Here is a 24444-nt window from a genome sequence, read left to right on the forward strand (position 1 = left end):
GTTTCTCTCAAAAATAAAGTTTAAAATTAATGAAGATTAAAGATAATACTCATTTTTTTATCATTTATAGAAATTTTAACAGAATAATATTGAATATTATAAAAATAAATTTATAAGAAAGGCATATAAATTTCAAGGTTAAAAAGATAGATATGTATCGGCCTGCTTATGTTGCCGGGAGTTTTTATCCGGCAGATAAATCATCTCTTCAAAAAATGATTGAAAAGTTTATGGATGCGGCAAAGACAAATATTGATTTTATTGACGAAGGAAGATTTGCAGGCGTGCTCTGCCCTCATGCAGGATACGTTTTTTCCGGCAAAACTCAGGCATATTCATATTATTATTTATCGAATTCACCACCCGAAACTTTTGTAATTCTTGGGCCAAATCACACTGGTTTGGGCCTCCCTGTTGCACTGATGGACAAAGGCTCGTGGGAAACACCTTTTGGAGAAATAAAGATCAATGAAGAGCTTGCATCAAAAATAGTTGAAAACTCTGGATCTATAGGCATTGATTCAGCTGCCCATAAATACGAGCATTCCATAGAAGTTCAGTTACCATTTTTACAGTACATAAAAAAGGATGCAACTTTTGTCCCAATATGTATGGGGATCCAAGACAGAGAAACAGCAATTGGAATAGGAAAGGCAATAGCAAAATCAAGTAAAGAACCTTTAGGTGTAATTGCTTCAAGTGATCTCGTGCATTATGGTAGTCGTTTCGGATATAATCCTGTTAGAGGTAACAAAGAAGAAACTCTTTCATGGATAAAGAGCAACGATATGGAAATACTAAAAATGGCTGAGCATTTTGATATTGAAGGATTATATAATTTCATAGATAGCAAAGACTATACTACATGTGGCTATGGTCCACTTTCAGCAATGCTTTCATGTATGAGAGAATTAGGTGGAAGAAAAGCAAGAATTTTAGATTATTCAAATTCATATGAAACTTCAGGGGATTACAGCACAGTTGTAGGCTACGGTTCGGTGGGGGTCAAATGTTAGTATCTGCACCAGGAAAAATAATCCTATTTGGAGAGCATTCAGTTGTTTATGGAAAAGGAGCAATAGCTTCAGCAATTGATTTACGTACATATACTGATGGGAAACTCCTAAATGAAAAAATAATCAAGATCCACGCAAATGACCTTAAAATACCGGGCCTTAGCATATCATTTTCTGAGGAAGAGGTCTTTTTAGGAACAGATTACGGCAAGGCTGGCTTTGTCGTGTCATATGTAAAATCTGCAATTGAAAGGATATTCACTGAATACGGTTCAAGAAAGGGTTTTGAGATTTCAATAAGATCTGATATCCCCGTTGGTGCAGGGCTTGGATCTTCTGCGGCAGTTGTTGTCCCAACTTTAAAGCTTCTTTCAGAGCTTCTTGAAATGAAGCTTTCAAATGAGAAGATAGCAAGGATGGGAAAAGAAGTTGAAATTGAAGTCCAGGGTAGTTCAAGCGGAATTGATCCTGCAGTTTCAGCACTTGGTGGCGGACTTTATTTTAAGAAAGGAAAAATCGAGAGATTTTCTGCCCCAAATCTTCCACTGATAGTTGGATACACTGGAGAGAAGGGAAGCACTAAGATTCTTCTTGAAAAAGTAAAGACAATGAAGGAAGACTACCCAGATATAGTTGACAATATCATGGATGCTATGGGAGAGATAGCAAATAGAGGGAAAAAAATATTGAGCGAAAATGGGGACCTAAAAGAACTGGGTGCTTTGATGAACATCAATAACGGTCTTCTCGAAGCAATTGGCGTTTCGACAAAAGAGCTATCTGAGCTTGTTTTCGCATCAAGGATTTCTGGTGCTCTCGGTGCAAAGATAACTGGTGCCGGTGGTGGAGGATGCATGTACGCTTTAGCACCGAATAAACAGAGGGAAGTTGAAACTGCGATAAAGATTTCTGGTGGTATACCCATTAAAACTAAAACAACGGATGAAGGAGTAAGAATAGAGCATGGGTGAATATTTATCCTATATTATTAATGAACGGGCAAGGAACTATTCTCTTAGTAAAACTTCAACGGATTTTGTTTCAAATAATGTTGCAAAAAAGGTTAGGTCAATTTACTCTGCTATGCCTGAATATCAAAGAACTCCTTTGGTATCATTAGACAATCTCTCTAAAAGGATAGGTGTTGGAAAAATTTGGGTGAAGGATGAATCCTATAGATTTGGCCTTAATTCGTTTAAGTCTCTTGGAGGCGTCTATGCGATTTACAAGACATTGGAAGAGATGGCCCCTAGGAGTATCTCAATCTCAGAGATATTTTCACCTTCGTTTAAGGAAACTGTTGGTGAATTGACATTTTCAGCTGCGACAGATGGAAATCATGGCCTTGGAGTTGCATGGGCTTCAATGAAGCTTGGACAAAAAGCTATAATATATCTCCCAACGGGCACAGCTTCACAAAGAATTGAAGCCATAAGAAAGACTGGGGCTAAAGCAGTCGTGATAGATGGGAACTATGACGATGCCGTAGAGAAGATGGCAAGAGATGGTGAAAAGGAAGGTTGGCAAGTAATGTCAGACACTGCATGGGAAGGCTATCAAGATATACCTGCCTGGATTATGCAGGGCTATACCGTCTTATTTGATGAAGCGATGGAAGAAATAAAAGAAAAAGGTGGAGATATGCCAACTCATGTAATCCTCCAAGCAGGCGTCGGTTCATTTTCTGCTTCAGGTATTGGTTACTTTAACTCCATATATGGAAAGAAAAGACCTATCTCAATTATCGTTGAGCCAGATAATGCGGCATGTTTTTATGAGTCGATTCAGATTAATGACGGAAAACCTCACAGAGCAAAGGGGGATCTTTCGACCATAATGGCAGGATTATCTTGTGGGGTACCTAATCCAATAGCGTGGAACATTCACCTCGACTATTCAGATATTTTTGTTTCTTCTAGAGATGAACTTTCTGCCCTTTCGATGAGAGTCTTGGGAAATCCTTTGAAAGGTGACAAAAAGGTCATTTCAGGAGAAAGTGGTGCAATTGGGCTGGGGGTCCTAATGCACATCAAAAAAGATTTAGAAATTGGAAATGATTCAGAAATTCTATTAATCAGCACTGAAGGTGATACAGACCCCAAAGGATATCATGATGTTGTGTGGGGAGGGAAACTCCCCTCGAGACTTCCTACAGAGTCAAGATGATAATGGCTCCAATTGCCATCAATGCAATCCACCATATTTTTTCATGACGAAATATTTTTGTCCCGTCAAGTGGCCCAAATGGTAAAAGGTTGAATACACCAATAAATGCACTGACATATGCAATCTGCGCCAATAGAGGGATAAATGTAAATCTAAACAATGCAAGAGTGGAAACTGCGACTATAATATTTGCAAGAGGTCCTGAAAGAGATATCTTCGCATCTTTCTTTTCATCTGTCAATCCATAAATGTAGACTGCACCAGGTGCCGCAAATACTATTCCAAGGGCAAATGACATCCCCAGAGCAAGTAAAAGCCCAGTCTGCCAAACATGAAACTGTGCAGGATATCCGTATCTAATTGCAGTGAATTTGTGTGAGAGTTCATGAATCAAAAATGCTGCCCCAACTATCACAAAATATTTTGGGAGTGTTGATATAAAAAATATTATTCTGTTGACACTGCCCAATGCAAATGCACCACCACTGAAGGCGAATCCAAATGCAAGAGATAATACTGACCACGCAACTAAAAGCTCAATAACTTCTTTTTTATTAAAATTATACATCTATTTCACCTAAGTATCGTTTTATCCCAGAAACATGACCTGCTCCCACGATAGCTAAAACCTTTTCTTTCTGTATTCTTTTTAAGTTTTCTGCCATGAATCTATCCCGCTCATCGACAAGCACTTCATATATGTAAGGATATCTATGCTTTATTTCATCAATTAGCTCACCTGAATTTTCGTAAACATAATCAATTGTATACTCTTTGTCTGGAAGAACTGCGTCTTTTAAAATCATGACCTTTTCTTTGAATCCTACTTTCTCTAAAAGCTTCTGTATTGTTATCCTAAGATCCCTATCAATCAATGCGACTGGTATTCCTTGAGACCTAGCCTCAATGGCAGCTTCGATCATTTCTCTACCAGCCACAATTCCCGTGTCAGTTGATATCTTCTTCTGAAGATAAGACATAAATAATAACAAAAAAGCATTTTTAAACCCGAACTCTTTCATTTCTCTAAGCGTTGGCTTTCTATCGTCATTGTGTAAGAGAGCATCAAGTCTTGCAGGATCAAGCTCAAGGGCAACTATATCTGGTTTTTCCTCTCTTATGGCTTCCCGGACTTCAATAACGCTCTTCTCATAGACGTGGGCTGTGCCAAGGATTATATAGGTGGTCTCACCAAGCTTTAGGTACTCCTTCATTTACACCCTCTTTAGCATCAGTATTTCAGAAAATCTAAGTATATCTGTTTTTGAGATGAATCCGACAAGTTTACCATTTTCAAGAACTGGTGCCCTCCCAAGATTTTTTTCTGTAAGTTTTGTATGCAGATCAAATACTTCCATATCAGGAGATGCTATGATGATGTCTTTTACCATGACATCTTCAACTTTGGTATCGATCCATTTAATCCTTGGGACTGACAGAAGCTCATTCGTAGTTATAATGCCAAGAACTTTGTCATCAAAAACAACGGGGTATCCTTTGTGTCTTTTTTCTATCAAGAGTTTTTCAAAATCCTCCATGGTATCATAAGGTGAGACCGTCGCAATGTTTTTTACCATGAGGTCCTTTACCTTAATCCCTTTCAACGCTGAGGACATCTGAGTTGACTGGTATTCCCCCATGCCTCCCATGTAAATAAAAAAGGCGATAATAATAAGCCAAGGATTATAAAAAACACCAACAAATGCAAAAATAATTGCAAGCCCTTGTCCTATCCTAACAGATATTTCTGTTGCCTTGAGATATTCCATCCTTGAAGAAAGAAATGCCCTAAGTACCCTGCCTCCGTCCATGGGAAATGCCGGGATTATGTTAAACAGTCCCAATATGAAATTAAGAGACATCACAATCCTAACTATATCTGTAATGGAGTCTAATTGGATCCAGTTGAAGTCAAAGTACATACTAAGCCCGAAAAGAGTTCCGAATAAAAATAATAGTGCACCTATGGCTATGCTTGTAATTGGGCCAATCACAGCTATTGCAAACTCATGCCCCTTTGGTATAGCCTCCATCTGAGAAACTCCTCCTATTGGGAGAAGAGTAATCTTTTTAATCTTGGCGCCATAACGCCTTCCAACAAGAGAATGTGCCAACTCATGCACTAAAACTGACGCAAATAATAATAAAATGACCAGTAACGGAATGAAGCCAAATATTGCGAAAATCAAAAGAAGCAGTAAGAATGTAATGTGAAGCTCTATCTGTATACCGAATATACTTCCAAACTTTAAACTCCAAGGCATAAATCATCTTTAAGCAACAACACTTATAAGTTTTAGTTTTTGGGGGAGCCAAAAAATTTGTACCCTCTGAGAAATTATACTGCATTGGCTCCCAGACTAAAGAAATTGGGTACATTTATATAATTTTGGTTGATTTGAATTGAATACTAATTCTAATTAGAGATTTATGTTACAATTAACAAAAAATTGAAGAAATAGGTAATGCCTTAAAGAATCGGCATATAAATGCTTGATATAATATGTAAAAGAAGTTTCTTAATGATATATTTAAATATCTCAATACTGTAATATGATTGATATCATGGAATCAAAGATAAAAGATTTAACCATTGAAGAGTTCCGTCTGCTCTTATCGGATACTCTAAAAGAAGTAATGGAAGATTTGAAGGAGGACATGTTGGCTCTTTCAAGTCAGGATTATATTGATTCAATTGAAGAGTCGAGGAAAGATTACAAAGAAGGGAAATTTAAAAATCTAGAGGATATACTAAATGTATAATGTCGTTATCCCCGACAGAGCCTCCAAGGATTTAGAGAAAATTGATAAAAAAACTCAGAAGATAATCCTTTTAAAAATAAAAGAATATTCCTCGAATCCTTTTAGATATTCAACTAGATTAAGTGATACTAGGATTGGAGATTATAGATTTAGAATTGGTAAGTACAGAGTCATTTTTGATATTGATGGGGATAATTTAGTAGTTTTGAGAATAGGCCATAGAAAGAATATTTATAAAAATATATAATAAAAAACAACGGACCAGGGGGGATTTGAACCCCCGACCTATAGCTTAGGAGGCTATCGCCATATCCACTAGGCCACTGGTCCCAAATCGGATTTTATAACATTATATATAAGTTTTTACCATTCATAATGCCGTCTTCGATTTGCTCAGCGATTGGATTTTTGTTTGATATCTTGATTTTTCCAGACTTTGGAACATTAATCTCTTCAAGGTAATCATCCTCTAGGAATATTTTGACACTTTTTCGTGCAAATCTTTTTTCAACATTTATGAGAACATACTTTTCCCTGAAGTCAACATCCACTGGGATTCTGCCCTTTTTACCCTTCTCCTGAGTCTTTTCCATTGGTCTTACATCAATTGAAAATCCTATTGCATTCTCAAGTGCCCTTATGTTTTTTCCTTCCTTACCTATTATTGAGGGAATATCATCATTTTTAACATAAAGAGCAATCCTAGAATCTGATACTGCTTCTAGATCAAATTGTATCCCAAGTTCAGCGTTTAACTTTTCCTTTAGCTTTGATAGAGCTAATTTCTTCATAGGAGATGTTTCTTTTCTCCGGGCTTTAAGGGGCATCACGACGACCTGCTCCCCATATGTGTAAATCTCATAAAGCGGAGTCTTTGAGTAGAAATCCTTTATCTCAACTATCGGTCTTGCAAGGTCAGCTTCACTCATGCCGTGAGGAACTTTTACCAAAAATTCTAATTCTAAGACCTGATTCAATTCTCCGTTTTTTATGAAGATAATAGTGTCAATGAGCTGCGGTATAATACCTAGCTCAATCCTTCCTATGAAACGCTGAATTGCATCGACAGGTTTTGTCGCATGGACAACGCCAACCATGCCCACACCTGCAAGCCTCATATCAGCATATATCTTGAAATCATTTGTGACCCTCATTTCATCAAAGATTGTAAAATCTGGCCTTACTAAAAGTAGTATATCGCCGGTCTTTGCCATATCACCTTCTAGTGCAGTATACTGAGTTATCTCAGGCTGGACATTTAGGTCCCTTGGCTTTTCCATTGTCTTTACTATCTTTTCTAAAGATGCGTAGTACTCTGCTATGGCCTGGGCAAATGTGGACTTACCCATACCTGGTGCACCTGCGATAAGAATTCCTTCTGCAGTTTCAAGCCTCTTCATGAGCTGCTCAGGCAGATTATAATCTTCCAAGCTAAGTTTTTTAACAGGTCTCACAGCAGTTATTTCAAATCTATCTGAAAATGGCGGTGAAGTAATTACTATCCTGTATTCTTGCAACTGGACAACACTCGCTCCTTTTTCATCAAGTTCGATAAAGCTATCCCTTGTAGTTTTTGCTCTCTCTAAGATATCAAGAGAGATTTCCTTTAGCTCATCTTCGCTGTAAATCCTATCATACTTTTCTAAGACTATTGAGCCGGGCTTTCCTTTCTTTCTTGCTGGCATGATGCCATCTTTTAGGTGAACAGATAAGGTTTCTAAATCAAAGAAATCCTCAATCTTTAGTTTTACCTTTTTATATGGCTTTAGAAAAATTGACTGCACCCCTTTGGCCTCGGCAATATCTTTTTGGATTAGGTCGCCTGTTATTAGGGTGCCGCCTAAATCCATTGCGGCCTCCCTGATGATGGCGTCAATATCGCCTTTTTTAGCACCTGCAATCTCATACCTTGTTGGCCTCTTGCCGTAGTATTCCAAAGGTACGAATATCTCCTTTGAAATATTGAATATTGCCTTTAACTCTGCGATGCCAGATATTCCAGAGGATTTCCCCTCGTTTGCTAGATGCTCAACCTCTGCAACTGTGGCTTCAGCTATGACAATTCTTTCTAAATCCTTTACAAAATCAGCATCGCGCAAAAGAGCCTTGAATCTACCGTCAACTACAACGGATGTGTCCGGTACAGCAATCATATGAATCACAAGGGCTAGTAAATTTCTCCCTGTGGATATACCACTATGCCCTCTTTAGAGATGGAAAACGGATACTGCTTTATCTTATGATTTGTCTCCCTCATCTTCCTGATGAATATGCTCCTCTTGTACTCTGCCATCCTGGGCATGGCCTTTTCCCCTTCGACAAGGTGCATTGTGATAACTCCCCTAGTTATGAACTCTTCATATCCAAATCGGGAATAACCGTGGCCATTAATAATCTCAGTTATCAGAATTGAAGTTGCCTTTGTCTCAGTTAAGACCCTTCCCATCATATAGATATCGTCTCGCATGTTTTCAGGTTCTTCAGAGAAGAAAAATGCTGGGAGGGAATCTATGACAATTCTTTTTGCATTAATATCCATAGCTATCTCATATAATTTTGAAAGAAGGGATTTTATGTCGACATCGCTTTTGACGTAAAAGTTTTCATCTGTGGGAACACCTACCCTTAAAGATGCAGCGTCGAGGATGACAATTTTTTTCTGATCTTCGTATTTTTTAAAATCCCATCCGAACTGGAGAGCTTCTCTTCTTAGCTCTTCAGGTTTTTCTTCAAACGTTACATAGATGCCTGCCTCTCCAAAATCCTTGGCACCAGAGTAGATATACTGCAGGGAAAATATAGTTTTTCCTGTTCCTGCCTCACCAGACAATAATATTGACGAGCTTTGAGGTAACCCCCCTCCAATTAGCTCATCGAGCCCTTTAATTCCTGTCTTTACTCTTTCATCCATATTCTCACCTATATTCTTAACGTAACTAGGAAAAATGAAAGTATCATTATGATAAGTCCTAATATAAATACACTAAACGATGTGTTAATAAATGCTTCCTTTCTTATATTTTCCTCTTTTAGTTTTGAAGATTTAAATGCGGTAATAAATGATCCCATGAAGAGTATGCTTGATATTAATAAGAAAACAGATAACGATTCTTTGTACACATAATTTGATATGAGCGCATACTGTGCTAAAAATAATGATGCTGCAAACATTATTATGGATGCATGAAGTATGCTTTGGGATGTTTCGTTCATTACCTCACCCCCACTATAAGGCCGTAAAGGTAGAAGATGTAACCTAAAACCCCTATTATCAGGTAAATGATGTAATGATTCTTATGGTCATTTTCTTCAAGATTATATTTAAACTGTAAAATGATATGAACTGTGTAGAGGAAAATTGAGATTAATATACTTGATGACCTCGCAATCTCAGGGTATGACGCAGGAGAAAACTTCAATAGAGCATTTAAAATATCTGAAGAACTCAAGATAAATATGAACAATAAGAGGTACCCCATGATGCTAAAAGTTTCCCCCATGATGAAGTACATCGTCTTTGATTTGTAGTCGTTTGTGGTGTTATACAAAATGAATGTGATAAGTTCTACTGTGAAAAATAGGAGAATGGCTGTTCCAATCCCTAAAAATAGTACATCTGCCATGGAATCCCTTATATTCTGAATCTATCAAATATTACATTATTATTATTTATACGATACTTTATTCTTTTATAGTTTCCGCTATAAAGCTTGCCAAAATCAACATAAAAAACCTCTTCCCCCATTTCAACGGCCCTTTCCAAGAAGAGCGTAGCTTCGGCCAAATGCCTTATTGATACTTCAACTTCATCTTTGTGCATGCCCTTGTGTAAAAAGATTATTATCCGGGCATTTTTTTCCCTCCCCATTGCAAATAGCCTCTGGAGAAACCGGTAAACTGGAACAAGGCCTAGCGTTACTAATAAGGAAGAAATAGAGTCTATAATTACTGTCGTATCTTTTCCTGTTTCTTCCCTTGCCATGAAGATATTTCTTATGATTTCATCTAAATCGTATGCATAAGAGATGTGGTATTTCTCAGAGCTTTTGATCCCAAGCCTTTCGGTATAACAGTCAATTATGAATTTGGGCTTGAAGAGCTCTCTTATCTCTAGTGGGCTTTTGTCTATGCCCACATATATTAAATCGCCCTTGATTAATTCTTTGCCAAAATACTCTTTTCCAGTTTCTGGCTCTCCTAGAAGAAGTATGTTGTTCTGTTCTAACTCTTTGAGCATAGGGCGATCTCACCCCAAATTTTGTCTATTTCATTTATCGTTGCAACTTTTATGCCGGGAAGGTCAATCTTTGGTTTATCTTTACCAGCATATATTGCACAGAACTTTCCGATCTGCATGAAAGAATCCCTGACTTTGACAGCCATCAATATCCCTTCCATTTTTCTCAATCTTTCAAATAAATCCTCTGCCTTTTTTATAGTGATTGAGTCGATTGCATAAGTTTCAGGAATTATTTCAATGATATAGTAAGTTTCGCCAAGCTTTTTGTGATTTAGGGTTAATCTGTAATTTAGGACATTTCTCAGTTTTTTTAATCGGAAGTGAATTGTAGTGTCTGGGATGTTCGTGAGTTTTGAGATGTCAGTTATTGAGATTCTCGCATTTTCCTTCATGACATCTATAATCTTTTGATCTATATCTTTCATGAAAAGTATTATTTCTGTTACTATTTAAATTTATCGCAATTTAATTTGTTGTTATTGGAATTTAATTATTGGTAATTTTGATTATTGCGAATTTAACGTAGATTACCGAAACACTTAAAAACAATCCCAATCTATTTGTTATTGTCCATATAAAAATGGAGGATGATTAAATGATGAAATTTTTTAGAAAACACAGAAAGGCTGTTTCACCAGTTATTGCGGTCATGTTATTGGTCGCAGTAGCTGTTGCAGCCGTTGGAGCATACTTCATATGGTTTAGATCTTTCCAGACGCAAACTCAAGGTTCAGTTCAGCAGCAAGCTAGTGGAGCACTTGGAACAGGATTGCAAGTGGTAAGCTTTGCTAATGACTCTGCATACTACTATGTATCTCTTAGAAATTCTTCATCGGCGACTCTTGATGTTAAGGCTATTAAAAGAGGTACAGATGCTAATAAGACTGTAGATGATCAAGCCGGCATGCCTGTAAGACTACTGCCTAATCAGACTGCTACAGTTTTATTTGTACCCTCAGCGCCAATTCCAAGTGGTAAAACAGATACCTTCACTGTAGACTTTAATTCTTCAACTAGTACAGGTGTTTTAGTCCACACTTACACAGCTTCTTAAAAAATATTTTATTTTTTGAATATTTTTTCTTTTCTTCTTTTTCTAATCAAACTTAAAGAAACTCTTATATATCTTTATAATTAAAAAGCATTGAATGATAGCCTACAAGATGAGGATTATTGACCTTGTCAATGGTAAGTTAAAAAATGACGATATGGGAGGAGTTATCCTTTCTACACCCTTTGGCGAATCCAAGGAAGCAAGAATACTTGGCACTATAATAGATTCATATAGAAACAATGAAAATACCTATGGCTCTGTAACAATTGACGATGGAACTGCAACGACAAGATTAAAAGCATGGCAAGAAAAAATTGAGCTTCTTGACAAATTCAAAGTTGGGGAAATTGTCGATATAATCGGACGAGTTGGAGAATTTCAGGACGAAATATACATCGTTCCAGACATAATAATCCCTGTCACGCCAAACTACTGGATCTATAGAGAACTAGAGCTCTCAAAAAGAATAAAAGAGCTAATGGAGAGAGGATTGTCATTTGAGTACAAAGAAGATAAAATAGATTCCTATACACCAGCTGCACCGGAAATCCCTCAAAAAGAAGAAACATATGAAGAAGTCACTGAAGAGGTGCATATCTCTGAGGTAGAAGAAGCCTTGCAAGAAACAGAAATAGAATCTCTGATGGAAGAAGTTTCTGAGGAAACTCTTACTAAAGACATGACAGAAGACAAAGGCGATATGTCGTTTTACGAAGATATCGATGAAGAAGAGATAAAGGAAAGTATATATAACCTTCTAAAGACCGACCCCAGGATATCAAAATCAGAAATATCAAATGTTTTGAGTATCGATGAGCTTGATGTTGAGCTATCTATAAAAGACTTAATGGACGAAGGCCGAATAAAAACAAAGGAAGACGGGTTTGAGATAATTGAATGATAGGTATGTCCTCTACGCATTAGCCTTCTCTTTCATCTTTGTTTCTGCATTTGTTCTTTTATCCTTTAGCGAAGTAAAGATTCCTGAAGAGCATTTCACACGACTTTATTTCAATACTACAATACTAGAAAAGGATAGCAATACATCAAACTTAGACGGGGTAGAACTTATAATAAAAGATGGCGGACTGTCACTTAACAATAAAGATTACTATTACCCTGGCGATACTTTTTTTGCCAGCGGGAAAGGATACACCATTAATATGATTGACAATAGTTCAATACTTCTCTATAACTATACTAAGAAAACAAATGGATTAATCTATTTCGATTTTACTATTGAAAATATCGAAGGTATTGATAAGAATTATAATTATGATATCTATATTGGCGAAAATAAAGTTCTTGAAGGAAATGAATCTATAAAAAAAGATGAAAAAAAGATTATCCAGAAAGAAATTAAATACAATGAGATGGGAGATTACAGATTAAGGATAGTCTTGGATACAGGTTCAGAAATATACTTTAATTTTTCTTCGGTGAAAGAATGAAATCAAAGATACTTGAAATCCTTGAGAAGAAAGGCAGCTATGTTTCTGGAGAAGAAATCTCAAAAGAAATTGGAGTTTCAAGAGCGGCTGTCTGGAAGCATATCAAAAAACTTAGGGAATTGGGCTATGAAATAGATTCAAAAACAAATGAGGGGTATAAGCTTGTCAAATCCCCTGAAAAGCAGATAGAATTTGAGCTAGAAAGAATGCTTGACACAAAAATTATTGGAAAAAAGATACTATTCTTTGAAGAAATAGATTCAACAAACAACAAGGCAAAACAAATTGCATTAGAAGAAAAAGAAGGAACAGTTGTAATATCGGAGATGCAGACATCTGGTCGTGGTAGAAGGGGGAGAGGGTGGTATTCACCTAAAGGCGGAATTTATGTAACTTTTATACTAAAACCGACTGTTTCACCTGAAAAAGCATCTCAATTGACTCTAGTTTCTTCGTTAGCTCTTGTTGAAACGTTGAATTCAATTAATGGCAATCTTGATGCAAAAATCAAGTGGCCCAATGATGTATTAATATCTGGAAAAAAAATATCTGGCATACTGACAGAGCTTTCCGCCGATATGGAGAAGATAAATTACATAGTTGTTGGGGTTGGAATAAATCTAAATACAGAGAAAGAAATTCTCCCAGAAAACGGGACCTCGTTAAAAATAGAAATGAGAGAAGAGGTATCCATTAAACTATTCTTAAAGAACTTTTTAGAGCATTATGATTCAATTTACCAAGAATATGTAAATGGCGAAATTGGCGAAATAATTAGAAGATGGAAAGATAATTCTGATACGCTTGGTAAAAATGTCAGGATAATAGGCATAAATGAAACTTACGAAGGTATAGCAAAAGATATTGATGAGAACGGTGCATTGATATTACGGAGTGATAACAAAGAAATCAAGGTCTACTCGGGGGATGTGTCTTTAAGATAAATTTACAAAAATTGATTGAAAAAATTATTCATTCGCTGATAATAATTCTATTATTATCTTTATTACTTCGTTAATTTTTTCACTTTTTATCTTTCCCACTCTATAAACGACGATTTTTTCATCGGCTGTGAATATTCTATTTGGCCTTATATTACTCTCTTGATTTATTTCGCCATCTTTAAAATCACTAGAAGATAACAAAATAGCATAATTATCCTTTACTTTTTGGCTAGTAATCTGACATAAAATAATATCATCTCCTGGAGGTGATGCCAAAACTAAAGCAGGTCTCCTTTTTATTGTGTCAAATCAGAGAATGGAAAAGGTACTACTACAACATCGCCTTTCACAAATATGCCCAAGCTTCATCCTCCTCAGGTTTTAGCCAATCTTTTTTCAATGAAGACTCACTAAGAATTGCAGTTTCTGAGATAATATTTGATTTGTTTTTTAAAAAAACTATAAAATCAAATACTTCTTCGAGTATTGGTTCTGGAGTTTTTTCTATTTCTTTTATAACTAAATCTTTAATGTTCATTTAATCCCCAAGCAAGAGATAGTTAATGTAGTATTAATAACTTTGGTTAAATATTTTACGTTTTACCGGGTAAATTATTTAAAGGGTTAGAACTTATTAGAGAATATGAAGAAAGAATCTAAAAAAAATGGGAAGGGGTTTGACCCAAAAGGATTGTTATATTTTATTGTTTTTGCTCTAATAATCGGATACTTCTTTGGGATTCCTATCTACTTTAATTTGAAAGTTCTCTACACATTGTTCTATGAGCAGTTTATTGTAAAGCTATCTCTTTACATGATCGGTGTGGTATGGAGTTTGATCCTGGCACTTATCATATTTTTAATAATGTTCTTTGTGACACCACTAAGAAACATAATAAAGCAGGAGGTCGGAAAGAATATTGCAGGAAAGCTTATCTATCTGCTGTTATTCTTTTTGATCTTCATTTTCATGCCAGTGCCGATGCTTTATCTAAGATATGCCCTTTATTTGCAGCAGCTTCCTGAAATAACAAGGCCCCTTATTATGGATTTCATATACAACACAGAAAGCTTCTATCAAAGCTACCTTTATCTTAATCTGATCAATATCGGGAAAGGTATTCTTTTCATTTTGACCTTGGTGGTCGCATTGCCTTACATAGCTAATCTATTATTAGAAAGGGCTAGGAGACTTGGCAGAGTTTTTGAAGATGGGATAGTAAGAGAAGAGCCGAAGGAAATTGTTCTAGAAAAAACACATAGTACTATAACAGCAGTGATTTTATTCCTGGCTCTACTGGTCTTCTCAATATTTCTGTTCTTCGGTAACGTATTCACATTCTATATTAATAATCCGGATTATGTCAAGTTTGGGATACTAAGCTTCTTACAAATTGGTTGGGTTATAGAATCCTTAATCCTTATAGGTATTGGAGCCATGAACATTGTCGTTTCAAGAGACAGAACAGAACTTGGAATAATGGGTGGCATATCTTTGATAGCGTTGTTCATGCCAGGTATTGTCAAGGCAGCGTTACTTGTGGTGGCACTAGTCTTTATGCCAACTCTGAAAAGCATTGTAGATATGAAATTTACTGAAGCAAACGTTGAAGATTACAAGAAAAGGTTCTTTAGCAAACGTGGAATTATCGCACTTTTGGTAATACTTTTGATAGTTTCACCAACAGCTGCTGCCGGTGTAAAGGGATTTTTACTTGAGAGAAGTGTTGCTGGAAATCCTCTGCTAAACACCCCTTACATTCAAAGAGAAATAGACTCAAACAGATGGGTTTCCTATGTTGAGAATGTTGAGAGGATAAGTGTAGACATATTACCTCAGACAGAAATTAAGAATATGGTGGTGCAGGACTTCTTAGACGAAAATCGTTATCTAATAGACAGGGCCAGAGTCTGGGATTATGTTACAGCATATGTTCTTGCAAGACCGCAACTTGGCCCTAGATATTACCTTATATCAGATACTGACCTATTCCTGGATCCGGAAGAAAAGAGAATTTATTGGGCCACCTATAAAACTATAAAACCAGAAACACCTGTCACAGACAATTTTTACAACAGGAACTTGTTCTATGTTGGAACAGACGATATAATTATCATGGACTCAAACACTAGGCAAATTACAAATATACCATCCAAAATATACTTTGGAGAAGGGCAGCTTGATTATGTCTATTCAAATGGTCTTGAGGTAGAATCTGTGGCCACAAATTCATACGCAACAAATATGTACCTAGCAGAGGACAGGAGCACAAATCTTGGGGACAATCTTCAAACTCTAAATGTCGATACAATAAACATTAGCGGATTAATTTTGTTTAGGCTTGAAGGTTACGGTGTCTGGTCAGAGTACGCATCACTGGATTATGTTCCATATAGATCGGTAGATGAGAGGAATTCTATTTACCTGCCGGCAGAGTTTGAAAGAGACCTCGATAGTTATATAGTATTATACGATAACGAGCCTTACTTCTTAACAGATTACAATTTAAGGCTTGATGCGGGAACTTATATGCCCTATGTAAATCTCGATTACAAGAGAAACGTTGCAAGAGTCCTTACAAACATGGAAACTGGAGAAGTTTTGGTCTATTATGTTGGCCCTGATGACATCTTTAAAGATATATATCTAGAGATATATCCATGGATTAAAGATGGTAGTGAAATACCTGCTGAAGTCAGATCCCAGTTAAGGGCGCCTGATGATTATTTCCACTATGTATCTGATGCCTATACAACTTACCACATAACAGATCCAAAAGAGTATATCGAGGCGACAAACTTCTATGAGTTTGATCTTGGGGATAGTGTCGGAAGATACACTGATTTCATATACAACATCATTGCCAAAAATCCAAAAACTGAGAGTTATGAATATGCGGCATTTTTACAGATGATCTTAAGGAGGGCTGAATCAAGAGAACTTACAGCCTTAATGTATGGTTACCTTGATGATGAAAACTCAGAGGCAAAGTTCTATGCCATTGACATCTCAGCAGAAAAAATCACAGGTAAGAGAATTACACAGGAATTCTTGAACAGTCAATATCAGGAAGAGTTTAGACTTTTGGCAGAAACTAAAAGACAGGGAAATATGATTCTCTACCCATTTACATACAAGGAGAGGACGGTACCGTTATATCTCCTCTCAGTTTACGTACAAAGGGCGGAATCTGTAAATCTATGGGACATAGTCGCGATAGATCCAAGGTCAATGACATTTGGTAGAGGCCAGACTGTTGATGATGCTTTAATAAATCTCTTTTCAAAGATAACTGTTGCTCCTGTAACACCTACAACACCCACAGACGGAGGGCCTGTTGTCGGACCCACACCGACAGGCGATAAAGAAGACCTAGTTGCTTCTTTAATTAAGATATATATCCAAAGAGAATCTTTACAACCGGGCTCTGCTGAGTACAGGAGACTTACTGAAGAGATTGTTTCGCTCCTTAAACAACTTGAATCCCTAGAAGGATAATAAAATGATCTTGAGCGGAAGAAAGATATCCAAGGGTATAGCAGAAGGTGAGGTATTGAAAAGTACCTCGCCAATTTCTTTTCTTGGAGGGGTTGACCCTAAAACAGGAATAATAACGGACAAAAATTCCAATGCGTGTGGAAAGAGTATAAAAGATAAAATTTTTGTCTTTCCAATGGGTAAAGGCTCAACTGTTGGATCCTATGTTATTTACCAGTTGAAGAAGAATGGTGCGGCCCCTCTTGCAATAATAAATAAAGAAGCAGAAACAATAGTTTCAGTTGGCGCTATAATTTCAGACATACCGATGATTGACAAGATAGAAATTGACAATATCGAAGAAGGAAAAAAAGTGAAGGTCAATGGTGACAAAGGAACAGTAGAATTAGTTTTTTGATTTTTATGCTTTAAAGTAGTAATATTCGCCTGATGACTTCTGCTCCCGGTCTTTTTGTGAATCAATCTTATTTGATCTTGGTCTTCCAGACTCGGGCTCTCTTCTAAATGTTATTCCGATCTCTTTTAAGAATCTATTCATTCCATCACGAAGCGATAACGGGGGGGAAGCTATCCCAGATACACTAGGTCTTCCAGAGAATACTATAGCCTTATCTGAAGTGTAGTCTAAGGAAACTAAGTCGTGCTCAACTATAATTGCCATGAGCTTCTTGTCTCCAATAAATCGCCTCAATACCTTTGAAAAGTTAAGTCTCTGCTCAATGTCAAGATATGCTGAAGGCTCATCAAATAGGTATAGGTCTGCGTCTTGGGAAAGACATGCGGCAATTGCCACCCTCTGCAATTCTCCGCCAGAAAGCTCTGAAACTGTATTATCAATTATTGGGTCTATTTCTAAAGGTCTTAGTATTTCTGCCTTGTAAATATTTGTGAAAAATTTCTCCTTTGCAACCTCTGCTAAAAGGTTTCTTACAGTTCCTTCATAATCTCTTTGGATATACTGTGGCTTGTAGGATACTTTCAACTCAGTCTCAAATTTGTTTCCATTGTCAGGTTCTAAGACTCCAGCAAGTATTTTAATAAAAGTACTCTTACCGGTAGCATTTGGCCCAACAATTCCAATGACTTCGCCTTTATGTAGGGAGCCACCATCAGTTTTGAGTGAAAAGCTGTCATAGCTCTTTTCAAAAGATGGGTACTCTAAAAGAACCTTTCTTAATTTTGAGGATTTGTCTTCCTTTTGATAAAATTTAATTGATTCTTCCCTAAATCTAACATTATCTTCCTTTATGTAGCCATCGAGATACATATTAATCCCAACTCTAACACCAAGAGGCGTTGAGACTATCCCGTATACTCCTGGCTGCCCATAAAGAATATGGATATGATCGCTCAAATAATCAAGAATTGCAAGGTCATGCTCGATCACGACAACAGTCTTTTGCTCTGCAAGATTTCGTATTACCTTTGCGACGTTTAATCTCTGCTTTATGTCAAGATATGATGTAGGCTCGTCCAAAAAATAAATGTCGGCGTCTTTAGATATTGAAGCAATCATGGCAACTCTCTGTAATTCTCCCCCACTTAAAACAGAAATATCCTTATCAAGAGCATCTTGTAAATCAAGTTCACCAATAAGCTCTTTTGCAACTCCTCTTTCATCGACCTTGTCAAGGAGATCTGAAGTATTCCCTTTCACGACTTGAGAAAGTTTATCCACATATTGAGGCTTTAAGGAACTCTTTATATTTTTGGCTTCAATCTTTTCAAAATACCCTTGAAGCTCAGTTCCTCTAAAATAAGAAGTGAGATTTTTCATCTCTTTTGAGGCATAATCTCCCATATTGGGGTAAAGCTCTCCAGAAAGAATTCTAATTGCTGTTGTTTTTCCAACACCATTTTGACCTATGAGACCCAGTACCTTTCCTTCTTTTGGTATCGGCAATCGATATAGCCTAAACGTATTTGGCCCATACTGATGTATTGGCTGAGAAAGTTCTTCGGGCAAATTGACTATAGAAATCGCTTTGTAGGGGCACTTATGAATGCATATACCGCACCCAGTGCACAAGACCTCAGAGATAATAGGTTTTTTTGTTACTTCGTCTATTATTATAGTCTCTTCATTCATCCTGGGCCCGGGACAATAGTTAAGACACAATAGATTACACTTTTTTGGTTGACATTTATCGTAATCTATTACAGCAATTCTCAAAAGATCACCTGAAAAAAAAATAATATATTTATGAGTTAAATATAATTATCCAAAACATTAGCCAGCTCCCAATAAATGAGAAGACCCCTGATTTTAAAATGCTGCCTCTGTTTGAGTATTTTGCCATATCAACACCTACAATCTTGACAAGATACTGTGAAACATAGAATATAACAAATGCTAAAGGAACAGTAACAAGATTAGGTAGGGATGCGACCCCAGATATTACGCCTGCTATGAGCCCAGTTACAGCAAAAACAAGCCCTATTTTATGATTGTCATCCATAAAAACTCACCATTTAAAGAGATGAGAAGTGTTACATTTAAAAAGTTTATTATCATCCGGGCCAGTTTCTTATAGTTTTAGAGAATTCGTAAAATTTATATTGAAATAGTGTTATCATGATTTAATGAAAAGATTACTTGTAGTGCTCCTTTTGTTAGCTTTTGCTCTTCAGCCTGTGAGAGGTGATTATGTCGACCTTATACTTTCTTACCCTGAAAATGTAGATAAGGGTGAAGAAATACAAATTACTTTTGAAATAATAAACCAATCAAATGAGATGCTCTGGGACGGGAGGATAAGTATTGAAGATTCACTTATGGATAAATACAAATCAGACATCCAATCTGAGAGAGACTATCAGGCTAATCCTTTCAGATTCTCAACTGTTGGGCCTGGCAAGAGTTTCAAAGAAACGTTTGTTTTGACATTTAGTAAAGACTTTCCATTAAATGAAGCAAGTTTTAACATTTTATTGAAATGTGGTAAAGGCCCATGTAGAGGTGGTTGCAAGCCCTTTTACTTGGAGAAGAATGTAACTGTTAAGCTTAATAAAAAAAGGGCAGAAGTTGTCCTAAAATTAGATGTTAATGAGTTCACATCGTATAGGGGCGAAACTTTGGAAATACCCTTCACCTTAGAAAATGTTGGGGGGCTCCAGATCAAAAATATCAAAGCGGAAATTAAAGGGGATATATTATCGGATAATACTGTCAATATTTCTGCAATTAATCCTCAAAGAGCGGCTTCTGGTAGACTGTTTGTCTCAATTGATGAAAATAATTCTAAAACATCCTTTAATCCTCTTGTTGTGATAAGATTCCAAGACCCCGAAGGCAGAGAAGGGGTGTTATACCAGAACATTTCTATAAATGTAATTGAGAAAGAAAAGATAGAAGAATCAAATGCATCTGAAGTTAAGGAGATAACAAACGAAGCCAAGACGCCCCCTTCCGGGATATTCTATTTTTTCCTGCTTTTGTCAATTTTTGCAGTTGTTTTAGTAATTATCTTTTTAATGCTCCTGTTTAAGAGATAATTTTTTAAATAATCCTATCCTTTTTCATAAAGGTGCTTTATTGTCCTATGAACTTATACGTACTACTGACTCAATATGTCCGATATGCCAAAAAAGAATTAAAGCAGATATCAAAGAAGTTCAAGGACAAATCCTAATGGAAAAGGAATGCCCTGACCATGGTTTTTTCTCAGACGCTCTTTCAGATGACCCTGAATATTACAAAAGATTAGATCGACTTGACCAAGTTGCAGAAAATTCTGTTATGAAAACAAAAAACAAAAATAAAGGATGCCCTTATGATTGCGGCTTGTGTGAGGATCATTTGACCCCATCGATTTTTGTTAATATTGATTTGACAAATAGGTGCAATATGAGTTGTCCAGTGTGCTTTGCAAGTGCAGGTGCAACTAAAAAATTGTACGAGCCTTCCTTTGAAGAAATTAGAAAAATACTTGAAAGCATGACTTCAATAAAACCAAATCCTCCATTTGCAATACAATTTTCAGGTGGCGAACCGACATTAAGAAATGACCTGCCAGAATTAATTCAAACTGCAAAAACTTTAGGAATCTCACAGATTCAAGTTGCAACAAATGGAAAGAGATTTTCTAAAGACCCCGAGTACTTAAAAAAAGTCATTGATGCCGGTATAAACACTTACTATCTTCAATTTGACGGATTAAACCCTGCTTCATATATCAAATTCCGTGGATATGACACTTTTCCGGAAAAGAAAAAAGCTATAGAAAATCTAAGAAGTTTTGGGGAAACTAGTCTTGTTCTTGTTCCCACTGTTTCAAAAGGCGTAAATGATCAAGAACTTGGTGACATAATATATTTTGGGCGAGACAATTTTGATGTTATTAGAGGGATTAACTTTCAACCTCTTTCCTTTTCTGGCCGCGCAAGAAAGGAAGAAATGAAAAATTCCAGGATAACGATAACAGATCTAGTAAGACTTATAGAAGATCAAACAGATGGAGAAATCGGAAAAGAAGACTTTTACCCAATTCCATTTGTAGTTCCTGTATCCAAGTTTGTTGAATCTTTGAAAGGGGCAGATATGCCTCATTTTTCAACACACCCGCAATGTGGTGTTGCAACATACGTGTTTGTAAAAGATGGAAAGATAATACCAATTACTCGATTTGTGGATGTTGAAGGGTTCTTTGAGTACCTTAAAGAGAGAAATCAAAGTATAAACTGTGCGGGAAGAATAAGAAAAAGTATTGAGATATCTAAAATCTTAAAGGATATGAGATCTTTTATTGATAATGAAAAAATGCCAAAAGATTTCAATCTTTTAGAAATTACAAAGGGCATTTTAAATGGCGGAGGTAAGGAATACCTTGCAAAACTTCACCATAAGTCACTATTTATTGGGACTATGCACTTTATGGACCCCTTTAACTTTGATTTAGATAGGGTAAAAAGGTGTGCAATACACTACGCCCTGCCTGACGGCACATTTATCCCTTTTTGCAGTTACAATTCGATTCATAGGGAAACTATCGAGAAACGGCTAACTACGCCAATTGACGAATAGTATTTCACCGAAAGATATTTATTAGGCCCTTGAATCTTCAAGATTGGTGAGTATATGAAAAAAGCAAGTATTGTATTCGCCCTGATATTTTTAATTTCAGTTGCTACATTCTCAGGGTGTATTTCACAGAAAGAAGAAAATGGTACAGATGTTAATACGACGCCGGTGCAAACTGGCAAAACAGTATCCTATCTTAAGGCTAGAATTAATATTTCACAGCCATATGATCTTTCAGATTTAAATTCATCACGACAAAAAGTCGTCATAATTAGGGACAGTGGTATTAGACTTGAAGCAATAGTCACATTGTATGGTGAAACCTATCCATTTGACGATACTGTCAGGATACCTATTGTAGAAACAGAAGAAGATGCAGTAAAAGTTCTCAATAGCTTCCCAGATGACGTTTTACCCTATGTTATAGGAATGGAATTAGATGAAGGGATATGGGGAACTGGAACGGTCCACTGGACTGAACATATGCGTAACAATATTGCATTGAGATATGCAAAAGAAGACGCAGATTATAACTTATATGGAACCGCCTTCTTAATAATGAAAGACCAAAGAGACAGAATTAGAGTTGATGAAAGTCCATATTTAAATATGGGTTATGAGTACTGGTGGATGCAAGGTGCTACTGAAACTCTATCTACAAGTAAAGCATTGGGTTTTGGCCCTTACACGACACTATATGCTTCACTAATGAGGTCTATGATGGTCCCAACAAAAGTAGTATACGGACTTTACTATGACTTGGAAGAGGGAGGTATATGGAAACCATACTCTTGGAATGAACTATACTTTAACGGGAGATGGGTACCTGTTGATCCCTATAGGCAGCAGATAGGCACTTTATCAAGATACTACTTGACATTAGACAAGACTGTAGACCTACTAGAACTCAATAATGATTTTGCTTGTTATAGAAGCGATTTAGAAGGAAAAGGTTGTAAACCTTTCATGATAGAGATTCTAGAGCAGGGAACAGTTTTAGAAAGTGAAATCAACAACTAAAATCTTTTTTAATTTAAATATTTCTTTATTATATCAACAATTTTTTCGGCGAGTTTTTCTTTATCATCTAGAGGTAAGTGGAACACCTTTTTTGTTTTGTCTATGATAAAGACTTCATTTGTTTTAGACTCAAATCCCCTCATTTCTTTTCCAACATCATTTGCAACGATTAAATCCATATTAGAGCTTTGGAGCCTGTCATATGCCTTTCGTATAAGCTGATCTTCTGAAACGGAATATTCTGCTTTAAATCCAACTATAAAGGACTTTGAAACTTTTGAAAACTCTTCTATTATTTTTCTGTTTGGGGAGAGCGTAATATTAAAAGGTTGATTTGAAGAAATCTTTCCAGATGCACAATTATCAACGTGGAAATCAGATGTTGCGGCTGCAAAAAGGGCTAGGTCCACTTCTTTATTTGAGATGACGGCATTTAACATCTCTTCATAAGTTTCAACTTGATGAGTTTTTACACAGGAACTCAATTGAGTAGGCCCTAAAATTAAAGTTACTTCGGCCCCCCTCATATCAAACTCTTCAGCCAATTTTATTCCCATTAATCCACTACTTTTATTTGTGATAAATCTAACATCATCAATCTTCTCAATTGTAGGGCCTGCTGTTACCAAAACTTTTTTGCCATGAAAATCTTTGACATATAATTTTTTTATCACTGCTGTTACAATGTCATCGATTTCAGGAAGCTTTGCCTTGTTTTCTTCGAATTTCGGGGTGAGAAATTCAATGCCATATTTTTTTAGCTTTTCAATATTTTCAAGAATGATAGGATTCCTATACATTGAGCTATGCATAGCGGGAACTATGATAATCGGAATTTTGCCTAATCCCGTGGATACAACTGTTGTGACGGGTGTATCATCGATTCCGGATACTATCTTTGAAATTGTGTTTGCTGTTGAGGGTGCTATAAGAATTAAATCACATCTCTTATCGTGTTCTCCAGCATAAGAAACATGCTCTATCTTGCCAGTTATTTCATCAACAACTGGATTTCCAGTGCCAAACTCAAGCGCGTATGGGTGGATTATCTTTTTTGCATCTTGACTCATGACGACGTATACCTCTGCCCCATGCCTCATGAGCTCTCTAGATAGTTTAACTGATTCAACTGCGGCAATACTCCCAGTAATGCCCAACACAATCCCTTTTCCAGCCAACTTACTTGACTTACTCCCCTTTATCGACTTTCTATGCATCATCATAGAAATAGCCTAAATCTTTATAAAAATTGTTATTATGCAGATTAAATA

General features: G+C 36.4%; 27 protein-coding genes, 1 tRNA gene and 1 pseudogene. 14 read left to right on the forward strand and 15 right to left on the reverse strand.

Translation table 11 applies throughout. The annotated features are described in order from the left end of the window. Positions 1-152 precede the first annotated feature (152 nt). Genes KO464_00645 through KO464_00655 form a run of 3 tightly spaced genes read left to right on the forward strand, consistent with a single transcriptional unit; the run spans position 153 to position 3182 of the window. Entirely contained in the window at positions 153-1016 is an 864-nt protein-coding gene (locus KO464_00645) for an MEMO1 family protein (GenBank protein ID MCC7571881.1), read from the forward strand. Beyond that, positions 1010-1987 (forward strand): mevalonate kinase, encoded by a 978-nt coding sequence (mvk, locus tag KO464_00650; protein MCC7571882.1) that lies wholly within the window; start codon positions 1010-1012, stop codon positions 1985-1987. The genes KO464_00645 and mvk overlap by 7 nt, the downstream gene beginning before the upstream one ends. Continuing rightward, positions 1980-3182: a diaminopropionate ammonia-lyase gene (locus KO464_00655; GenBank protein ID MCC7571883.1), complete on the forward strand. Its 1203-nt coding sequence runs from the start codon at positions 1980-1982 to the stop codon at positions 3180-3182. Before mvk ends, KO464_00655 begins: the two co-directional genes overlap by 8 nt. Here KO464_00655 and KO464_00660 read toward each other — a convergent pair. Genes KO464_00660 through KO464_00670 form a run of 3 tightly spaced genes read right to left on the reverse strand, consistent with a single transcriptional unit; the run spans position 3166 to position 5446 of the window. Next, entirely contained in the window at positions 3166-3750 is a 585-nt protein-coding gene (locus KO464_00660) for a site-2 protease family protein (protein ID MCC7571884.1), read from the reverse strand. The genes KO464_00655 and KO464_00660 overlap by 17 nt on opposite strands. Further along, on the reverse strand, positions 3743-4396 hold the full coding sequence (locus tag KO464_00665) for a TraB domain-containing protein (GenBank protein ID MCC7571885.1): 654 nt from the start codon (positions 4394-4396) through the stop codon (positions 3743-3745). The genes KO464_00660 and KO464_00665 overlap by 8 nt, the downstream gene beginning before the upstream one ends. Beyond that, on the reverse strand, positions 4397-5446 hold the full coding sequence (locus tag KO464_00670; protein MCC7571886.1) for a site-2 protease family protein: 1050 nt from the start codon (positions 5444-5446) through the stop codon (positions 4397-4399). A 289-nt stretch (positions 5447-5735) separates the two neighbouring features. Here KO464_00670 and KO464_00675 point away from each other — a divergent pair, with 289 nt between their 5' ends. Then, positions 5736-5945: a hypothetical protein gene (locus KO464_00675; GenBank protein MCC7571887.1), complete on the forward strand. Its 210-nt coding sequence runs from the start codon at positions 5736-5738 to the stop codon at positions 5943-5945. Beyond that, complete coding sequence (locus KO464_00680) at positions 5938-6192, forward strand: type II toxin-antitoxin system RelE/ParE family toxin (protein ID MCC7571888.1); 255 nt, start codon at positions 5938-5940, stop codon at positions 6190-6192. The genes KO464_00675 and KO464_00680 overlap by 8 nt, the downstream gene beginning before the upstream one ends. A 10-nt stretch (positions 6193-6202) precedes the next feature. On the opposite strand, the gene KO464_00685 is transcribed toward KO464_00680, so the two are convergent. The 7 genes from KO464_00685 to KO464_00715 all read right to left on the reverse strand — a co-directional run bounded on the left by KO464_00685 (position 6203) and on the right by KO464_00715 (position 10610). Beyond that, positions 6203-6275 (reverse strand) — tRNA-Arg (locus tag KO464_00685). Positions 6276-6286: 11 nt separating this feature from the next. After that, complete coding sequence (locus KO464_00690; GenBank protein MCC7571889.1) at positions 6287-8098, reverse strand: PINc/VapC family ATPase; 1812 nt, start codon at positions 8096-8098, stop codon at positions 6287-6289. A gap of 14 nt (positions 8099-8112) precedes the next feature. Then, complete coding sequence (locus KO464_00695; protein ID MCC7571890.1) at positions 8113-8856, reverse strand: AAA family ATPase; 744 nt, start codon at positions 8854-8856, stop codon at positions 8113-8115. Positions 8857-8864: 8 nt separating this feature from the next. After that, a complete protein-coding gene (locus KO464_00700) occupies positions 8865-9158 on the reverse strand; it encodes a hypothetical protein (protein MCC7571891.1) in 294 nt (97 codons plus the stop codon). After that, positions 9158-9568: a hypothetical protein gene (locus KO464_00705; protein MCC7571892.1), complete on the reverse strand. Its 411-nt coding sequence runs from the start codon at positions 9566-9568 to the stop codon at positions 9158-9160. The genes KO464_00700 and KO464_00705 overlap by 1 nt, the downstream gene beginning before the upstream one ends. An 8-nt stretch (positions 9569-9576) precedes the next feature. Then, entirely contained in the window at positions 9577-10182 is a 606-nt protein-coding gene (locus KO464_00710) for a hypothetical protein (GenBank protein MCC7571893.1), read from the reverse strand. Then, positions 10167-10610 (reverse strand): winged helix-turn-helix transcriptional regulator, encoded by a 444-nt coding sequence (locus KO464_00715; GenBank protein ID MCC7571894.1) that lies wholly within the window; start codon positions 10608-10610, stop codon positions 10167-10169. Before KO464_00715 ends, KO464_00710 begins: the two co-directional genes overlap by 16 nt. Positions 10611-10780: 170 nt before the next feature. On the opposite strand from KO464_00715, the gene KO464_00720 reads away from it, so the two are divergent. The 4 genes from KO464_00720 (at position 10781) to KO464_00735 (ending at position 13634) form a co-directional block, all read left to right on the forward strand. Then, positions 10781-11239 (forward strand): hypothetical protein, encoded by a 459-nt coding sequence (locus tag KO464_00720; GenBank protein ID MCC7571895.1) that lies wholly within the window; start codon positions 10781-10783, stop codon positions 11237-11239. Between the two features lie 94 nt (positions 11240-11333). Then, positions 11334-12140, forward strand: a complete 807-nt coding sequence (locus KO464_00725; protein MCC7571896.1) for a hypothetical protein — start codon at positions 11334-11336, stop codon at positions 12138-12140. Further along, positions 12133-12690 (forward strand): hypothetical protein, encoded by a 558-nt coding sequence (locus KO464_00730; protein MCC7571897.1) that lies wholly within the window; start codon positions 12133-12135, stop codon positions 12688-12690. Before KO464_00725 ends, KO464_00730 begins: the two co-directional genes overlap by 8 nt. Next, positions 12687-13634: a biotin--[acetyl-CoA-carboxylase] ligase gene (locus KO464_00735; protein ID MCC7571898.1), complete on the forward strand. Its 948-nt coding sequence runs from the start codon at positions 12687-12689 to the stop codon at positions 13632-13634. The genes KO464_00730 and KO464_00735 overlap by 4 nt, the downstream gene beginning before the upstream one ends. A 24-nt stretch (positions 13635-13658) precedes the next feature. On the opposite strand, the pseudogene KO464_00740 reads toward KO464_00735, so the two are convergent. Then, positions 13659-13996 (reverse strand): annotated as a pseudogene (locus KO464_00740) (type II toxin-antitoxin system PemK/MazF family toxin). Next, a complete protein-coding gene (locus KO464_00745) occupies positions 13981-14172 on the reverse strand; it encodes a DUF2281 domain-containing protein (protein MCC7571899.1) in 192 nt (63 codons plus the stop codon). The pseudogene KO464_00740 and the gene KO464_00745 overlap by 16 nt, the downstream one beginning before the upstream one ends. 105 nt (positions 14173-14277) lie before the next feature. On the opposite strand from KO464_00745, the gene KO464_00750 reads away from it, so the two are divergent. Continuing rightward, positions 14278-17133 (forward strand): UPF0182 family protein, encoded by a 2856-nt coding sequence (locus KO464_00750; GenBank protein MCC7571900.1) that lies wholly within the window; start codon positions 14278-14280, stop codon positions 17131-17133. A 4-nt stretch (positions 17134-17137) separates the two neighbouring features. After that, entirely contained in the window at positions 17138-17530 is a 393-nt protein-coding gene (locus KO464_00755) for a DUF126 domain-containing protein (GenBank protein MCC7571901.1), read from the forward strand. A 3-nt stretch (positions 17531-17533) separates the two neighbouring features. Here the strand turns inward: KO464_00755 and KO464_00760 are convergent, their stop codons facing one another. Both KO464_00760 and KO464_00765 read right to left on the reverse strand, forming a co-directional pair. Then, positions 17534-19306, reverse strand: a complete 1773-nt coding sequence (locus KO464_00760; GenBank protein MCC7571902.1) for a ribosome biogenesis/translation initiation ATPase RLI — start codon at positions 19304-19306, stop codon at positions 17534-17536. A gap of 28 nt (positions 19307-19334) precedes the next feature. Further along, positions 19335-19592 carry a hypothetical protein gene (locus KO464_00765; GenBank protein ID MCC7571903.1) on the reverse strand — a complete coding sequence of 86 codons (258 nt, stop codon included), beginning with the start codon at positions 19590-19592 and terminating at the stop codon, positions 19335-19337. 124 nt (positions 19593-19716) lie between these two features. Here KO464_00765 and KO464_00770 point away from each other — a divergent pair, with 124 nt between their 5' ends. The 3 genes from KO464_00770 to KO464_00780 all read left to right on the forward strand — a co-directional run bounded on the left by KO464_00770 (position 19717) and on the right by KO464_00780 (position 23173). After that, positions 19717-20628, forward strand: coding sequence for a hypothetical protein (locus tag KO464_00770; protein ID MCC7571904.1), 912 nt, complete (start codon positions 19717-19719; stop codon positions 20626-20628). A 136-nt stretch (positions 20629-20764) separates the two neighbouring features. Further along, the gene (locus KO464_00775) at positions 20765-22156 is read left to right on the forward strand and encodes a radical SAM protein (GenBank protein MCC7571905.1); all 1392 of its coding nucleotides are present in this window, start codon (positions 20765-20767) and stop codon (positions 22154-22156) included. Between the two features lie 54 nt (positions 22157-22210). Continuing rightward, positions 22211-23173 (forward strand): transglutaminase-like domain-containing protein, encoded by a 963-nt coding sequence (locus KO464_00780; protein MCC7571906.1) that lies wholly within the window; start codon positions 22211-22213, stop codon positions 23171-23173. Between the two features lie 8 nt (positions 23174-23181). Here KO464_00780 and coaBC read toward each other — a convergent pair whose 3' ends face one another. Then, positions 23182-24396: a bifunctional phosphopantothenoylcysteine decarboxylase/phosphopantothenate--cysteine ligase CoaBC gene (coaBC, locus tag KO464_00785; protein MCC7571907.1), complete on the reverse strand. Its 1215-nt coding sequence runs from the start codon at positions 24394-24396 to the stop codon at positions 23182-23184. Positions 24397-24444 lie beyond the last annotated feature (48 nt).

It is taken from the genome of Methanofastidiosum sp. (genome assembly GCA_020854815.1).
Taxonomy (GTDB): domain Archaea; phylum Methanobacteriota_B; class Thermococci; order Methanofastidiosales; family Methanofastidiosaceae; genus Methanofastidiosum.

Coding starts and splice junctions, on each gene's coding strand:
- KO464_00680 (MCC7571888.1), top strand. CDS start 5,938: ATGTATAATGTCGTTATCCCCGACAGAGCCTCCAAGGATTTAGAGAAA.
- KO464_00725 (MCC7571896.1), top strand. CDS start 11,334: ATGATAGCCTACAAGATGAGGATTATTGACCTTGTCAATGGTAAGTTA.
- KO464_00665 (MCC7571885.1), bottom strand. CDS start 4,396: ATGAAGGAGTACCTAAAGCTTGGTGAGACCACCTATATAATCCTTGGC.
- KO464_00750 (MCC7571900.1), top strand. CDS start 14,278: ATGAAGAAAGAATCTAAAAAAAATGGGAAGGGGTTTGACCCAAAAGGA.
- KO464_00745 (MCC7571899.1), bottom strand. CDS start 14,172: ATGAACATTAAAGATTTAGTTATAAAAGAAATAGAAAAAACTCCAGAA.
- KO464_00645 (MCC7571881.1), top strand. CDS start 153: ATGTATCGGCCTGCTTATGTTGCCGGGAGTTTTTATCCGGCAGATAAA.
- KO464_00775 (MCC7571905.1), top strand. CDS start 20,765: ATGGAAAAGGAATGCCCTGACCATGGTTTTTTCTCAGACGCTCTTTCA.
- coaBC (MCC7571907.1), bottom strand. CDS start 24,396: ATGATGATGCATAGAAAGTCGATAAAGGGGAGTAAGTCAAGTAAGTTG.
- KO464_00780 (MCC7571906.1), top strand. CDS start 22,211: ATGAAAAAAGCAAGTATTGTATTCGCCCTGATATTTTTAATTTCAGTT.
- KO464_00655 (MCC7571883.1), top strand. CDS start 1,980: ATGGGTGAATATTTATCCTATATTATTAATGAACGGGCAAGGAACTAT.
- KO464_00705 (MCC7571892.1), bottom strand. CDS start 9,568: ATGGCAGATGTACTATTTTTAGGGATTGGAACAGCCATTCTCCTATTT.
- KO464_00715 (MCC7571894.1), bottom strand. CDS start 10,610: ATGAAAGATATAGATCAAAAGATTATAGATGTCATGAAGGAAAATGCG.
- KO464_00710 (MCC7571893.1), bottom strand. CDS start 10,182: ATGCTCAAAGAGTTAGAACAGAACAACATACTTCTTCTAGGAGAGCCA.
- KO464_00695 (MCC7571890.1), bottom strand. CDS start 8,856: ATGGATGAAAGAGTAAAGACAGGAATTAAAGGGCTCGATGAGCTAATT.
- KO464_00675 (MCC7571887.1), top strand. CDS start 5,736: ATGATTGATATCATGGAATCAAAGATAAAAGATTTAACCATTGAAGAG.
- mvk (MCC7571882.1), top strand. CDS start 1,010: ATGTTAGTATCTGCACCAGGAAAAATAATCCTATTTGGAGAGCATTCA.
- KO464_00700 (MCC7571891.1), bottom strand. CDS start 9,158: ATGAACGAAACATCCCAAAGCATACTTCATGCATCCATAATAATGTTT.
- KO464_00660 (MCC7571884.1), bottom strand. CDS start 3,750: ATGTATAATTTTAATAAAAAAGAAGTTATTGAGCTTTTAGTTGCGTGG.
- KO464_00720 (MCC7571895.1), top strand. CDS start 10,781: ATGATGAAATTTTTTAGAAAACACAGAAAGGCTGTTTCACCAGTTATT.
- KO464_00770 (MCC7571904.1), top strand. CDS start 19,717: ATGAAAAGATTACTTGTAGTGCTCCTTTTGTTAGCTTTTGCTCTTCAG.
- KO464_00765 (MCC7571903.1), bottom strand. CDS start 19,592: ATGGATGACAATCATAAAATAGGGCTTGTTTTTGCTGTAACTGGGCTC.
- KO464_00735 (MCC7571898.1), top strand. CDS start 12,687: ATGAAATCAAAGATACTTGAAATCCTTGAGAAGAAAGGCAGCTATGTT.
- KO464_00670 (MCC7571886.1), bottom strand. CDS start 5,446: ATGCCTTGGAGTTTAAAGTTTGGAAGTATATTCGGTATACAGATAGAG.
- KO464_00690 (MCC7571889.1), bottom strand. CDS start 8,098: ATGATTGCTGTACCGGACACATCCGTTGTAGTTGACGGTAGATTCAAG.
- KO464_00755 (MCC7571901.1), top strand. CDS start 17,138: ATGATCTTGAGCGGAAGAAAGATATCCAAGGGTATAGCAGAAGGTGAG.